General features: G+C 55.0%; 10 protein-coding genes and 1 tRNA gene. 4 read left to right on the plus strand and 7 right to left on the minus strand.

All coding sequences use genetic code 11. The annotated features are described in order from the left end of the window. Window positions 1–4 precede the first annotated feature (4 nt). Entirely contained in the window at window positions 5–676 is a 672-nt protein-coding gene (locus ABEH87_RS08720) for an SDR family oxidoreductase (RefSeq protein ID WP_346575738.1), read from the plus strand. Here the strand turns inward: ABEH87_RS08720 and ABEH87_RS08725 are convergent. Beyond that, the gene (locus tag ABEH87_RS08725; RefSeq protein ID WP_346575740.1) at window positions 662–985 is read right to left on the minus strand and encodes a cupin domain-containing protein; all 324 of its coding nucleotides are present in this window, start codon (window positions 983–985) and stop codon (window positions 662–664) included. The two genes, ABEH87_RS08720 and ABEH87_RS08725, sit on opposite strands and share 15 nt — an antisense overlap. Window positions 986–1,370: 385 nt before the next feature. Here ABEH87_RS08725 and ABEH87_RS08730 point away from each other — a divergent pair, with 385 nt between their 5' ends. After that, entirely contained in the window at window positions 1,371–2,381 is a 1,011-nt protein-coding gene (locus ABEH87_RS08730; RefSeq protein WP_346575742.1) for a sensor domain-containing diguanylate cyclase, read from the plus strand. A gap of 254 nt (window positions 2,382–2,635) precedes the next feature. On the opposite strand, the gene ABEH87_RS08735 is transcribed toward ABEH87_RS08730, so the two are convergent. The 3 genes from ABEH87_RS08735 to rdrA are packed head-to-tail and all read right to left on the minus strand — an operon-like array spanning window position 2,636 to window position 8,746. Beyond that, window positions 2,636–3,358: a hypothetical protein gene (locus ABEH87_RS08735; RefSeq protein ID WP_346575744.1), complete on the minus strand. Its 723-nt coding sequence runs from the start codon at window positions 3,356–3,358 to the stop codon at window positions 2,636–2,638. 13 nt (window positions 3,359–3,371) lie between these two features. Then, window positions 3,372–6,092, minus strand: a complete 2,721-nt coding sequence (gene rdrB, locus ABEH87_RS08740; RefSeq protein WP_346575746.1) for an antiviral RADAR system adenosine deaminase RdrB — start codon at window positions 6,090–6,092, stop codon at window positions 3,372–3,374. Continuing rightward, window positions 6,092–8,746: an antiviral RADAR system adenosine triphosphatase RdrA gene (gene rdrA / locus ABEH87_RS08745; RefSeq protein ID WP_346575748.1), complete on the minus strand. Its 2,655-nt coding sequence runs from the start codon at window positions 8,744–8,746 to the stop codon at window positions 6,092–6,094. Before rdrA ends, rdrB begins: the two co-directional genes overlap by 1 nt. A 384-nt stretch (window positions 8,747–9,130) precedes the next feature. Here rdrA and ABEH87_RS08750 point away from each other — a divergent pair. Beyond that, a tRNA-Gly gene (locus ABEH87_RS08750) sits at window positions 9,131–9,204 on the plus strand. A gap of 48 nt (window positions 9,205–9,252) precedes the next feature. Here ABEH87_RS08750 and ABEH87_RS08755 read toward each other — a convergent pair. The 3 genes from ABEH87_RS08755 to ABEH87_RS08765 all read right to left on the minus strand — a co-directional run bounded on the left by ABEH87_RS08755 (window position 9,253) and on the right by ABEH87_RS08765 (window position 11,220). Beyond that, complete coding sequence (locus ABEH87_RS08755) at window positions 9,253–9,549, minus strand: hypothetical protein (RefSeq protein WP_346575750.1); 297 nt, start codon at window positions 9,547–9,549, stop codon at window positions 9,253–9,255. 84 nt (window positions 9,550–9,633) lie between these two features. Then, window positions 9,634–10,353, minus strand: a complete 720-nt coding sequence (locus ABEH87_RS08760) for a YoaK family protein (protein ID WP_346575752.1) — start codon at window positions 10,351–10,353, stop codon at window positions 9,634–9,636. Between the two features lie 162 nt (window positions 10,354–10,515). Beyond that, window positions 10,516–11,220, minus strand: a complete 705-nt coding sequence (locus ABEH87_RS08765) for an OmpA family protein (protein WP_346575754.1) — start codon at window positions 11,218–11,220, stop codon at window positions 10,516–10,518. A gap of 37 nt (window positions 11,221–11,257) precedes the next feature. On the opposite strand from ABEH87_RS08765, the gene ABEH87_RS08770 reads away from it, so the two are divergent. Next, window positions 11,258–12,967 (plus strand): FHIPEP family type III secretion protein, encoded by a 1,710-nt coding sequence (locus tag ABEH87_RS08770; protein ID WP_346576195.1) that lies wholly within the window; start codon window positions 11,258–11,260, stop codon window positions 12,965–12,967. The last annotated feature ends 133 nt before the right edge of the window (window positions 12,968–13,100 follow it).

Below are 13,100 nucleotides of genomic sequence, written 5' to 3' on the forward strand. Positions count from 1 at the left end.
CATCATGACAACCTCACAGGCTTTGATTATTGGCGCCTCGCGCGGCATCGGTTTAGGGCTGGCGAACACGCTGGCCGAGCGCGGCTGGCAGGTGACCGCCACCACGCGTAAAGACGCACCGGCCAGTGCCGCCGCTATCCGCTGGTTAACCCTGGATATTAATCTGGCTGAACAGCGGGAAGCGCTGGCGGGAGCACTGGCAGGCCAGCAGTTTGACGTCATTTTTATCAACGCGGGTGTCTACGGCCCGGACCATCAGACCCTGTCACGCACCGGTGACGACGAGCTGATGGCGCTGTTTATGACCAACACCTTCTCACCGCTGCGCTGTGCGGAAACGCTGCTGCCGCTGGTCAAACCTGAAAGCGGCATCCTGGCGCTGATGACCTCACAGCTGGCCAGCCTGAATGAAAACCCGGATGCCACCTACCCGCTGTATGCGGCAAGCAAAGGGGCGCTGAATATGCTGGCACGCGGCCTGTCAGCGCGGACGAACGCGCAGGGCCAGACCCTGCTCTGCGTACATCCGGGCTGGGTGCAAACCGATATGGGGGGCAAAAATGCGCCGCTGACGGTAGCGCAGAGCGCAGGTGGTATTGCCGACCAGCTGGTCGCGTGGCGCGGCAAAGGCGGCCATCACTATATTGATTACAGTGGAAAGCTACTGGCCTGGTAAGGGCGGGTCGGCATCGACCAGCAGTAACGTCCCACGGCTGCCGGGCAATACCCGATGGGTGCTGCCCGGCGGTATCACAAAGTAGTCTCCGCTTTTCAGCGGCACATGCTGCCCGTCAATTTTCAGCGTCATCTGGCCGTCAATCACCACCAGCAGCTCGGCAAAATCCTCATGCACCTCATCCGGTATCCCCTCTTCACTCATGCGGATCAGTTTTACGTTCGCCTGGCCTGTCTGGCAAATGATGGCCGACTGCCATGCCTGCGGCAGCGAAAGCGCTCCGCTTAATAACGATGTTGCCTTCAACATGTATCCCTGCTTTTTCGCGCCCTGTCAGTGAAGACTATACATACCGGAGTTATTGCATCAGGGAATCAAAGATATTCCACTAAGCTTTTCCAGCCGCGTGCAAAAAATAAGAGAAACATGGCGTTAATTCGTCCGCGCCAGGCTCACATGGACCGGTTTTTTCCGGGCCGGTTTTCATAAGTTTATTCCTAAAGTCCTGCACTTTTTCCTCTACTCTCAATGTTTTCCCTCTTCGTCCGATGATAGACTTAATGATTCGCTAAAAGGGTGAAGCCATATCGCCTGCGACAGCTAAAAAAAATCAATAATGACAGCGTGTTATTTTTTATTTTTACAGATTTTGCATCACTGATTTACCCACACCACTATCCGGGAAACCTGATCTATGAAGGAAAATTTGATTGAGCGCATCTCCACGGCGCTTGGGTCGGAAAAAACCCTCGAAGGGTTTGTGCGCCAGCTGCTGGAAATGCTGGAGCTGGTCACTGAGATGGAGTCCACCTATCTCACTCAAATAGATGCTGACGGCAGCGAGCAGCATGTCCTCTATGCGCGCAACAGCCATGAGATGCAGATCCCGGAGGGGTTGTCCGTACCGTGGGAAGATACGCTGTGCAAGCGCGCGCTGGATGAAGGGCGGCGTTATACCTGTGAGGTGCCCGATATCTGGGGGGATTCTGACGCAGCCAAAGCGCTGGGGATCACCACTTACGTCAGTACCCCGGTGGTGATGGGCGACGGCGCGCTGTACGGTACGCTCTGTGCCGCCAGTTCACGCCGCAAGGAGCTGTCCGAACGCGCCGAACAAATCTTGCAGCTGTTTGCCGAGCTGATCTCCCAGTACCTGCGCAAAGAGCAGTTGCTGGAGGAGCTGCAGGAGGCGAACGCCACGCTGACGGCCGTCAGCTTTACCGATGAACTGACCGGGCTGCCCAACCGTCGGGCGGTATTTGCCAGGCTGAACAAACTGTTTGCCCACGCGCGCAGCGATACCCACCCGCTGCTGATGGCCTTTATTGACCTGGACGGTTTTAAGCAGATTAATGACCGCCACGGGCATCAAACCGGGGATGAGTTCCTGCAGGCCGTCGGCCAGCGCCTGCAGGACGCGATACAGGATGACGACGTGCTGGGACGCCTGGGCGGTGATGAGTTTATTATTGCCACGGTTGACACCTCAGACGATAAAAGCGCGCCTGCCGCGCTGAAAAACCGTATTGCGGCATCGTTGAGCGGTCTTTATACCCTCTCCGGCACCCGGATAGACTATGCCGGAGCCAGTATTGGCACGGTAAGCGTGGACCCGGCCATCAGCACCCCGGACAGCGCGGTGCGCGATGCCGATGCGGCGATGTACCAGGATAAACACCGCCGCAGGCAGAGTCAGGGCCTTTAAGCATCCGCTTTAGCGGCATTATTCCTGGCAGGTATGCCTAAAGTTTCAGTGAAAAAGACCGATGTAAGTAGCACTCATCCTGAACTGCACGGAACGACCATGTACCTGATCAAACCCACAGAGCTGATTCTGTTGTCATTAACCCTGGCATACTGCCTGGCAACCTATTTATGGTTCTGACCCTCAAAGGATGAGGCAGACGGAGTGGCCTGTCTCCCCGTTATGGCGAAATAACCGGCCACTTAACTATCTGATCAAAGCTCTGCAACGCGCTTTTCTAACTGTTTCAGCAGATAAAACGAATCGCCTACGGTGGCATTGTGTTTGCTGCTGGCGAGTGCCTCAAAGAGTGCTGCCAGCTCTCTGACATGCAACTCGGTACACGTAATTTCCATCTCTTCAAGGGTGCGAAACTGTATTGCCAGCTGCTTTGCCCGCGTGCTGAAAAACCGATAGCGCTCATATCGACGGGTAAAACCCAGCGTACGGTTTATTAGCATGCTGGTAACAGTGACCGTGCCCATAATGACCGCCCCCGCAATAAGCGGTTGCACGGCCGCCAGGCTGAAGATAAAGCACAGCATCGCCACAAATTGAATAAGAAAAGGAACAATAACGACTTTTATTTTCTTTCGCCAAAATTTCCATGAGTTTACTGGTGCGCCAACGTGACAAAAAAAAGCGCAAAATACATTAAAACCCAGAATCACAAAAAACCACGTTTTATGGTAAGTGAAACAGGATTGCAGTGATTGCAGCCACTGATTGATGGACGTTAACGCTATCCCTTTACATAGTGAAACCAATAAACAGAGCAAGAAAAAAGTTAAAAACGCGCCAAAAATTAGCGGTATCCGCCGAAATAAATAGCTTAAAAGTTCGGTTTCTTTGCTCTTATTCCAGAGCTTTTCATTTTGCGCTGAAAGATAAGCGGCCATATCCTCAAATCCGGAAAATTTAACTGGGGTGGTCGACATTCTCTCTCTCTTTTTAATTCAGCTCAAAGACCGTTTGGTGATGACGATGGAATTGTTCCATCCCGTACTGGCGCAGTTTTTCCAGCCAGCATTCCGCTACCGTGCGGCTGATACCGGAGTCAATCGCCGCCTCACGCAGTAATAAAAACTCCGTGCGCAACGTCGTGGGCATAATGCCGGGATCATCCGTATTGACTAATACCCGCACCGGACCGCGCCGCAGGCCAAAGCGATTGTATTTCTGCCCCGGTATCAGCACCGACTCATCCGGCGGGTTCCAGCGAAATATCGGGTGCTGACTGTGTTTATCCAGCCGGGCGATATAGACGTTGGAGGTCGGGTTGGTTTCAATAATCAGCCCCATGCGATCGTACCTGTCGAGCAGATAGTCCTGCAGCGCGTGCATAAACTCCAGCTCGGCGGGGGTTTCAACGTCCTCAAGGTAGCGGCTTTCATCCTGTTTATTCTGATGACACTGACGCGCCTGCCACTCATCGCCCGCACGCACAATCACCAGCGGGATCGTGGTTTCAGCGGCAATATGCTGATGGCGATGCAGATAGTTTCTGGTCGCCGCTCCGTCCTGCGTTAACGTGCTGATATCCGGCAGCGCCTCCGCTTCCAGCGGGCTGAGAAGGTCAATCCCCTGCAGCTGGCTCAGCTGGTAATAGCAGTTTCTGCGCAGGTGCCAGGCGTTATACAGCGTTTGCGCATCGCACTCTGGCTGGGGCTGCCCCTGGCTGTGGGCATCTGGCGTGATCGTCTCCTGACCGAGTAACGGGCCTGCCTGCCAGCCCGTCAGGGGGTAAAAATACTTAATACGCATATCCAGCAGCGGCAATACCTGCTGTGCCAGCGGCAGCCTGCCGCTGAGCATCACCGCGTAATGACGCAGCCAGACGAGGTTATCCAGATGCTCATCGACCCGCAGGATCATCTCGCCCTGCTGTTCCAGCCACACCTGCGGTTCAATGCCGAGCGCCAGCGCGTGGCCTAAGCGGTCGCCGTCGCGCATCTCACAGAACTGGACCGTTTCGTCGATGTGGCGCATCCCGGAGGCCGGATGCGCATAGTCTTCTCCGGCATGAATGCTGAAGTGGAACCCGGACGACGGGCGCTCACCGTCAGGACGGGAGATAAAGCCACGGCGCAGCCAGCGCAGCAGCGGGGCAAACCACTCAATGCGCAGATCGTTTTCATCCCCGGCAACATCCAGCCCGCGAAACCAGCGCCCCGGCTGAAAGTGAAAGTGGCTGTTCAGGTGCCCGTTCATAAATTCGGGCCGGTTCCAGGCGCTGGTATCATCAATGGTCTTCATGATGTTAAGCGCCTGCTTCCACTGTTTACCCATATCTGCCCGCGCCGTTTCCCCCGGTTTTGCTGCCGCGTTCGAGCGCGAAAAATGGCCGCAGAACTGCCAGCGCTCCAGCGCCTGCATATACTTCATCGCGCGCGCATCGGCTGCGGTTTCATGCTCGCCAAAAATATAGGGCGGCGGCGGGCGCGGGTGGCCGGACTGCTCAGCGATCTGCGTCGCCAGGCTGGCAATGGCTTTTGCATTAAACGCTCCCGGCATCGCCTTTATTTCCGCCACATCGCCGCCATCAGGCAGCAGTCGTCGGATATTATCCCACTGCGCTTCGATGGGTCTTTCAAGCGGGCTGCTGTAGGCGCGCTGCGAAAAACGTGTCAGTCCCTGGCCGTCCATTATCAGACGGCGGCGCGCGTCGTTCAGGGTCTGCAACCAGCAGAGAATGGCCACACGCTGCTGCGGCAACGTATCGGCACGGCGATAGCAGCAGCACAGATAGAGGTGCAGCCACAGCCAGCGATCGTGGCTTTGCCGCTGCATGGCGCTGGCAAACTCCCCCAGCAGCCAGCCGGGAGAACCCACCTCTTCGGTGCTGTAGGTTGTCGCCAGCAGTGACCAGTCCGGCAACGCGGTATTTTCCAGCGAATTATTCAGCATTTCTGTCCGGCGCTGCCAGGCGGCTTTGCGTTTTTTCGCACGGTCGGCCGGATCTTTCGCCTGCGGGAATCGGTTATCGTCCAGCAGCAGCCAGAGCAGCTGCCTTAACCGCTTCAGGGAGAGATTAAGCTGTGATTTTTCCTGCTGATGCCAGTCACTGTCCTTTTTGCTGATTTTCAGGTCGGATGCCGTTTCTGCCAGCAGATATTCACCAAATACCGCATCAGCAACGGTAATACCGCCGAAGTGCACATGACCTTCGGCAAAGGGTAAAACCGGGTTACCCGGAGCGGCAAAGAACGGTCGCTGTGCGGCCACGATACGCCGGATATCCCCTTCCCTCGGATGGGTTCCCCCAGCCAGCCAGCCGCTGATATGCCATGCCACCATCAGCGTCGGGTCCAGCTCGGCCGCCAGGCGGACATAGGCCTGCACCTCGGTTTCCCGGTAGCAGATCAGATCGCCGTGACGCATCATCAGCCGATCGAACAGCGGCTCTAATTCGGGGAGATCGCCGCCGGTAAACAGGGATCCATCACACAGGGCGTTGATCAGCTGACGAATATCATTCAGGCGGTAGCGCCGGGGATGGCGCGCATCCACGCTATCCACCAGCAGCTGATAGCAGTCATGGTTTATCTGCACCCATTTTCGTGTTTCATCACCGTCACGCGGCGCCAGTAAGAACGCCCAGAGCCTTGCAGCCAGCGGCTCGCTGCCGTAGAAGCACCCTGCGGCATGTTCCGAAAGGGAACGGTGCAGCATTATTTAGCGGCCTTTTTTTCGTCGATAAGACGTCTGACCACGCGGGTCCATTTGTCTCTCGGATATAATGTTTCCATTTCAGCGAAAAATAATTCTGATTTTTTATCGCTGAGCCTATCCAGATATTTCTTCAGGGAAGCTTCTTCAACCTTTTCCCCCTTTTCGAAGGGTAATGACTGACGAAGCCACGGGCCAGCATACATAGGCGGGTTAGCGGCTGTCTCAACGTCAGTTTTAGCAGCCGTTTTTTCTGGCGGCGATAACACCGCCAGGGCTTCTTCTATCCACTTTTTCAGCGGATGATCGGCCAGATAATAGCTGGCCGTGCGGGTACTTTTCCCATAAATTTCTTTTTTTGGTGCATTCGCATCCAGTTTCACAACAAAAGGCCTGAGATTAGTATTAAAATGATCGTTGCTGCGTTCAAAATGATAAGGGGAAAGAAGATTGACCGTCGATACTATCTCCGGCAGGCCAAAGAGCCGTCCTTTTTCAAAACTGCCAAATGCAGACCAGGTGCCGTAAAATACGCGGCCTGCATTTTCAATTACTCTATTCAGGTCTCTTAAACCACTAGGATACAGCTCAGAACTGGCAAACTGGCTATAAACTTTGTTAAAGACCTTATAAACCATCCAGGGCGAAAATCGCACCAGATGAAGCTCGTGAGAACTGCGCCATACTTCTATCTCCTCGTGTAATTGACGCAACATCTCATTAGTCGAGGGAGCACGGTTAATGATGGTATTATTTTTATCCTGCTCTTCACTCGTGTCTGAATCGCTGTTGAGCATTTTAGACGGTGCTAATGCGCTGGCTGAGAAAAACGGTGAGCTTTGCGCAATCCGCTGTAAATGCTCCAGGCTGACTTCACCAATCAGACTGGCAATAATCACCTCAAAAATACGCCCGATATTGAAAAGGGCGGACTGTTTAGCCGCAGTGTAATAATTGTGATGCATAGAAAAAGACGTCAGGAAAATAATCTTTTTACCGGCCTCACTGTCCCTGACATCCGCTGGAATAGAATTCCAGTATCGCCATCCTGAGCTGGAGTTAATACCGACTTCAGGCACCGGATACGGCAAGATAGTGTCGCAGGAGTGCAGGCGGGTAAGCCAGCTTTCAGGCAACTTGTTCTGCAGACGTTCCGACCATTCCATCAGATCGGCACTTTTTCCGAACTGAGAAAATTCGCTCTCTCTGTGACGCAGCGGTTGGAACAGTGGGGTATCGAATACACTGTTGCGGTTTTCTTGCGGTTCAACGTGACGAAAAGACTGCCAGTGCTGACTGGCCTGAAGTACCAGGGAGACCGCTCCGGCTTTCGGCTCATAGCGAAAATAGTCGTGTAGCGTCTGCTCCCACTTCATCAGCAGCGTATCGTCCAGCCGCGTGTCGCCCGATGCAGGATAGTTATCTTTTGCGTCAACAAATACCTTATAGGCAATGCGATAGTCTCTATCAGCTGTGCCTGCCTGACGCCAGTATTGCTGCTGAAAGGCCTCGATAGCTTCATTGGATACTTCCGGCATCTGCCAGGCGCGCTGTACCTGTAATGCACTCTCTGCATGACGAAAAGCAGACGGTAATTGCGGAATGAGTGAGCCACACTTATTAATCAGCTGGCTCAGGGCGCGAATTGACGGCACGGGTATTGTCAGATTGCTTCCTTCCAGTCCGTTGACCGGCCCGGCAATAAAAATTTGCAGCCAGCTATAAAAGTTGTTGAGCGTGGTGCACTTTTTATCGTTATCCCTGAGTTCGATGTCCCCGGACTTCAGATACTCACTGACATCCGGCATTTCCAGACGGCGCGGCAGCGGCAGCAGTTTACGCTGATACTCATCGGCAAGCTCTACCGCCTGGATATACGCCTCATCGGTTTTATACTTCGAGTCTCTGGTGATACGGCCGTGGAAATCACGCCAGGTGACTTCGCGATAGAGATTGCGGTCACCGCTGACAATCGGCAGCACGTAGGGCGTGGTCAGATAACGGCGGATGATTTCCAGGTTTTCAAACGCGCGGTTCAGCGAGGTATCCACATCGTCTATCGGCAGCACCAGCAGTTTCTTATCCAGCAGATCCAGCGTTGCTTTGAAGAAATCCTGCACGCATCCCGCCAGCCGCTGATTGCCAAACAGCGAACGCAGCTTCGCCATACCGTATTCGCTGTTCTGCTTTTCCACCGATGTTAGAGCATTGGCTAACGCTTCGAGGCTCTTGTCCAGCTGCTGCCTTTTATCCGGGAAAGCACGCTGTGCATCCTGAACCGCTTTATCCGACAGCAGGGCCGCCACGATAATATGTAAAAACAGCGATTCGTTCTCTTCCAGCAGCGTGGGATCGATGGGCGAAAAGATATGAATATCGCGTAATAGCTTGCGATGCTCATCATCGTTCTCAAGATATTGCCGCAGATTAACCAGCACCGAAGTTTTACCGGTGCCCCTGGCACCGTCAACCGACACGGCATTATGACTGCGCACGGTATTAATATCCGGAGAGATGCCTGAATCCGGCACTTTCTTCAGAGCCTCGGTAATAAACACCGCCAGCTGCTGGTAAACAGGGAGAGGGAGCAGCGACTGGTTATCTCTCAGAACAGCGGATTCAGAAGCATCTAAAGGAATAAAGCGAAGCGTAGACATAGGATCCCTTGTCATCACAGCCGGTTGGTTTGCCAGAAATATACTATAGCGATGGGTAAAACCAAAGGGACTGATAAGCAAAATTCATTGGTATTTATTTTGCTCAGCGGCTCAACTTCAGAGCGAGGAGAGGATAAAGATTTTTACAATCCTGAGGTTAGCACCACACACCCTTAATAAGAAAAAGGCCGCGATTTCGGAGGGGCGGGGAAATATGCAAAAAAATGTTCTTTCTGACTAATGTTTAACGATTTACTGCCGATAATAACCGGTTACCCTGCACACAACATGAGCTACGCGCTGTTTGTTTTTTAAACATCGCTATTTATCTTTGATATGACTCAACATTTCTCGTTAAGCCTGTGGTAGTATTCACCCCGCTTTGCGGCCATCGTATAATGGTATTACCTCAGCTTCCCAAGCTGATGACACGGGTTCGATTCCCGTTGGCCGCTCCAGCCCGCTTCTGACTGACCCGAACTCCCCTGCTCTGCCCGCGACAACTATCAGGTTTTACTCACCGTATAAGTTTTGACCTTATCGTTCTGCAGACGCACCGTCAGGGTTCTGCCTTCGGTTGTGCTGCCGGTTTTCGCCTGGCTCCAGGTCCACATCAGAATCGACTGCCCCTGCGGGAACGGCGTATCCGAAGACGGCGCACCAAACAGCGCGATCAGATCCTTTTTCGTCGTCACGTCATAGTGAATGTTTGCCAGCTGAGCATCATCGAAGTTGTTGCCCACGGATGCGGTGCATCCGCTCAGTAGCGCCAGCATCAGGCACCCGATTATTTTTCTGTTCATAGCTGGCACCTCTGCCGTTGTGATTATTCTGCTGCATAAACTACAGCATAATTCCCGACAGTGTTGCCGCCATTTAGACTTTACTCAGGGCGCGACGATGCGCTTGCTGAACATGGTCTTCATTGCCAGGACCAGCAGCCCGGCCCCCACCAGCATCAGAAACAGATACCCCAGCCCGTGGAACAGCCAGATCCCCGCCACGCCGCCCAGTAAAAAGGCCACGATGGTATAGAAATGCAGGCGCAGCCGTTCCAGATACAGAGGGGCATTCTGCGGTGATTCCTTCCGGCGCAGCACATCAAACAGCATCGCCAGTTCAATACCGATGTCGGTTGCCGTCCCGGAAACGTGGGTGGTTCTGACGCGGGCATTTGAAATGCGCGTGACGACGGCGTTTTGCAGCCCCATCAGAAAGCTCAGGCTGAGGATCAGCAGTGCGCCCGGCGAGGCCAGCGACAGCACACTTTCCATCGCACCCAGCGCCATCAGCGCCAGCCCTTCAATAAAGATATTCACCGCATAGATGGTGCTGATGCCCTTCCTGCGCCCGGCATTAATGATCAGGGTGGAAAAGGTGGAACCGGCGATAAACAGGAAGACGATAGCCAGAAAGAATACGCCCGCCGTCAGGTTAGCTTTGGCGAGGTGGTCTGACAGTGAGGAGATATTTCCCGTCATATTCGCCGAGAAAAAACCAACGCTTTCAAAAGCGGCGGTGTTCAGCGCGCCCGCTACGGCGGCCAGAGTACAGGCCAGGCGGCTGTCGGTGTTGAAAGTCCTGGCGGCATCGGTACTGATTAACATTTAGCGAACTCAACAAAACGCACAATGCGTTTATGATCCGCCTGTTTTCAGCGACTGGCAACTGAGAGACGGCGATCTTTTCCTCTCAGACACCGAACAGAAAAGAACCGGCGGCAAAATGCCGCCGGAAGAGCCAAACCTGATGGCTCAAGGCACTAGAGGTTACTGCAAACGTTCGACTATCGGTTTAACGACGTTAATACCGTGTCGCCCGTAAAACTGGTACAGCGTTTCGGATGCCGCCTGGGTGAGGACCATGATCTCAATGCGGCGATTGCGCGCAGACAGCGGATTTTCCGGGTCCAGCAGCATGCGTTCAGCCATGGCATTCACCTGGATCACGCGATCCGCTTCCAGCCCGCCCTTTTCCAGCACCATCCTGGCCGCCAGCGCGCGGTCGCCCGACAGGTTCCAGTTGTTATAGCCGGCACGGGCAGGATAGTGAGCCCCGTCGGTGTGGCCGTTGATCACCACCTGGTTATCTATGCGGTTAAATACCGGTGCCAGCTCGCTCAGCAGACGCGTAAAGAAAGGCGTCATCTGTGCGCTGCCGCGTGGGAACATCACCCGGTCATCGTCATCCTGGAGCAGAATGAGTAGCCCCTGCGGCACTTTTTCCAGCGCCAGATTTCCCTGCGCGTTTAATTGTGCAGTAATACGCGCAATCGCCTCACTTAACTCATTCAGTTCCCGATCCGAACGCGACAGCACGTTTTCCAGCGACTCCGGCTGCGGAGTGTCCTGCGGCGCGACGTCATTCTCTGCGGGCAGTGAGCCGACGATCGGCATCGGGCCGTTGACCGAAGGATCGCTCACCGGGCTGAAGCCGGCTCCCTGAAAGATAGAGGTGCCGTTCAGCTGAGCCACAATCTCCTGACGTTCTTTTTTCGATACGGCGCCGACAATCAACTTCGTGGTGGTGACCAAGGGCGCCGAGCGTATTTCCGAAGTCTCTGCGCGCTTCACCCTGGACGCCCTGCCCGGCAAGCAGATGGCGATCGACGCCGATCTCAACGCCGGACTGATCAACCAGGAACAGGCGCGCATCCGGCGTAAAGATGTGGCCAGCGAGGCCGACTTCTACGGGGCGATGGACGGTGCCTCTAAGTTCGTGCGCGGCGATGCAATTGCCGGCATTATGATCCTGCTGATCAACGTGGTCGGCGGGATTCTGATTGGTATTTTTAAGCACCACCTTGATGCCGGGCAGGCTTTCGACCAGTACGTGCTGCTGACCATCGGTGATGGCCTGGTGGCGCAGATCCCTTCCCTGCTGCTGGCTACTGCGGCAGCGATTATCGTGACCCGCGTCAGCGATGACGACAGCAGCGGCATTTCTGACGACATCCAGCGCCAGCTGCTGGCGAAGCCCGCTACCCTTTACACCGCCGCCTTTGTGATGTTTGTGCTGGCGGTGGTGCCGGGGATGCCGCACGCGGCATTTCTGCTCTTCACTGCCCTGCTGCTGTTCACCGCCTGGCGGCAGAGCCGGGTCGTTGAGAAACCGGCCGCGAACGCGCAGGATATGGCGGCGTTAAGCAGCGCGCTGGACGACAGCGACGGCGTTATCTGCTGGCAGAGCATTCCACTGATTGAGCCGCTGGGGCTTAATCTGGGCTATAAGCTGGTGACGCTGGTCGATAAAGCGAAAGGCAATCCGCTGACCCAGCGAGTGCGCGGGGTGCGCCAGGTGGTGTCTGACACCAGCGGGATACTGCTGCCGGAGATGTCGATTCGTGAAGATTTCCGCCTGAAGCCCGCGCAGTACGCCATTAAGGTCAACGGGGTGCGCACGGCGGTGGGCGAGGTACATCCCGAACGCCTGATGGCGATCCCGACCGCCGAGCAGTACGGCGAGATCGACGGCATACTGGATACCGATCCGGCCTATGGCCTGGCGGTCACCTGGATCCCCCCGGAGATGAAACCGCAGGCGCTGAACCTCGGCTATCAGGTGGTTGACTGCGCCAGCGTCATCGCCACGCACATCAACCGGGTAGCGCGTGAGCACCTGCCCGAACTGTTTAACTACGACGACATTACGCAGCTCAACCTGCGCCTGGCCGGCGTGGCCCCGAAGCTGGCAGACGACCTGAACGGTGCGCTGAACTTCAGCCAGCAGCTCAAAGTTTACCGTCTGCTGTTGCAGGACCAGGTGTCGCTGAAGGACATCACCACCATTGCCACCACGCTGGTAGAGAGCGCCGCGATCACCAAAGACGCTATTTTACTCGCCTCCGACGTGCGCTTTGCCCTGCGCCGCGCGATGGTGGCGGCTATCGCGCCGGACAACAAGCCGCTGTCGGCCTATACGCTGGACACTCAGCTGGAGAACCTGCTGCTTGGGTTGCTTAATCAGGCGCAGCAGGCGGGTAAGGTGAGCCTGGACAGCTTCCCGGTGGACCCGAATATTCTCACCCAGCTCCAGTCCACCCTGCCGGTGGTGCTGGAGCAGCTAAAGGCGCAGAACCTGACACCGGTGCTGCTGGTCACTCCACAACTGCGGCCGCTGATCGCCCGCTACAGCCGCCTGTTTGCGGCCGGGCTGCACGTGCTTTCTTATAATGAAGTGCCGGATGAGGTGGATTTACGCATTGTGGGGACGGTGAGCTGAGGGGCTAAATTTATTTGTTAACCTCTCCAATCTCTCGATGTTAATTTTAAATGGTGTGACAACGCTGATAGCTGTCACACCAAAAACAATGACAACCCTATACAAAATAAAAACGGCACCATCGCGCTGGGTG

Origin of the sequence: Erwinia sp. Eh17-17, from assembly GCF_039675725.1 — a bacterium.
In the GTDB taxonomy this organism is placed as follows: Bacteria; Pseudomonadota; Gammaproteobacteria; order Enterobacterales; family Enterobacteriaceae; genus Erwinia.

Excerpts from the sequence above, each read along its gene's own strand:
- ABEH87_RS08725 (WP_346575740.1), bottom strand. The coding sequence starts at position 985 with ATGTTGAAGGCAACATCGTTATTAAGCGGAGCGCTTTCGCTGCCGCAG.
- ABEH87_RS08730 (WP_346575742.1), top strand. The coding sequence starts at position 1,371 with ATGAAGGAAAATTTGATTGAGCGCATCTCCACGGCGCTTGGGTCGGAA.
- ABEH87_RS08720 (WP_346575738.1), top strand. The coding sequence starts at position 5 with ATGACAACCTCACAGGCTTTGATTATTGGCGCCTCGCGCGGCATCGGT.
- rdrA (WP_346575748.1), bottom strand. The coding sequence starts at position 8,746 with ATGTCTACGCTTCGCTTTATTCCTTTAGATGCTTCTGAATCCGCTGTT.
- ABEH87_RS08760 (WP_346575752.1), bottom strand. The coding sequence starts at position 10,353 with ATGTTAATCAGTACCGATGCCGCCAGGACTTTCAACACCGACAGCCGC.
- rdrB (WP_346575746.1), bottom strand. The coding sequence starts at position 6,092 with ATGCTGCACCGTTCCCTTTCGGAACATGCCGCAGGGTGCTTCTACGGC.
- ABEH87_RS08755 (WP_346575750.1), bottom strand. The coding sequence starts at position 9,549 with ATGAACAGAAAAATAATCGGGTGCCTGATGCTGGCGCTACTGAGCGGA.
- ABEH87_RS08735 (WP_346575744.1), bottom strand. The coding sequence starts at position 3,358 with ATGTCGACCACCCCAGTTAAATTTTCCGGATTTGAGGATATGGCCGCT.